The following is a 566-nucleotide window of genomic DNA, read 5'->3' on the forward strand; positions in this document are numbered from 1 at the left end:
CTACAAACGCGGGTAGAGCGCTGTTGCCTGATGAGCTAAAAACAACCCAACGATTTTCCCGGCTGATGCTGATGTGAAGAAAGGGGAGTTTATTAATGATGTGGGTCCAGAAGCGCTCGCCATTTATGAGAAATACTGGCAGCGTTTAAGAACACAATAAGCACGTTTTATACCTAAGGAGCGCAATGCGCTCCTTTTTATTTTCCCGAGAAAGTTCATTTAATCATTAAAATAAATGAATTTAAGTAATTGATAAAAATGGATTATTGAAGGTTTTCGTTGGCGATATAAGTTTTGTCTTAGTGGCTCACAAAAATAGAAATATGAGCTGTGTTTTGATGTTTGCGCACCTCTTTATTGGTACATTGTTCTGATTATTTTGATAAAGTGACACAATGAGTGTTTAGCTCGATTCGTCGTCGCCACAAGTAGCAGACAACATGCGTTCAATACCGTTCTATTCCGTTTTATTGCCATCCATTCTTATCTTGCCATCCAGTGTGGCAAGTGAGGATCTTCTCAGCTTGTTAGATATGCCACTGTCTTCTTTGGCTTGAAACAAAAGT

The 566-nt window shown here is 39.2% G+C and carries 1 pseudogene; it reads left to right on the forward strand.

The window, feature by feature from the left end:
- Window positions 1-160 (forward strand): annotated as a pseudogene (gene potD / locus CIK04_RS27950) (spermidine/putrescine ABC transporter substrate-binding protein PotD); the annotation flags it as partial.
- Window positions 161-566 lie beyond the last annotated feature (406 nt).

This window comes from Vibrio sp. 03_296, from assembly GCF_002265885.1.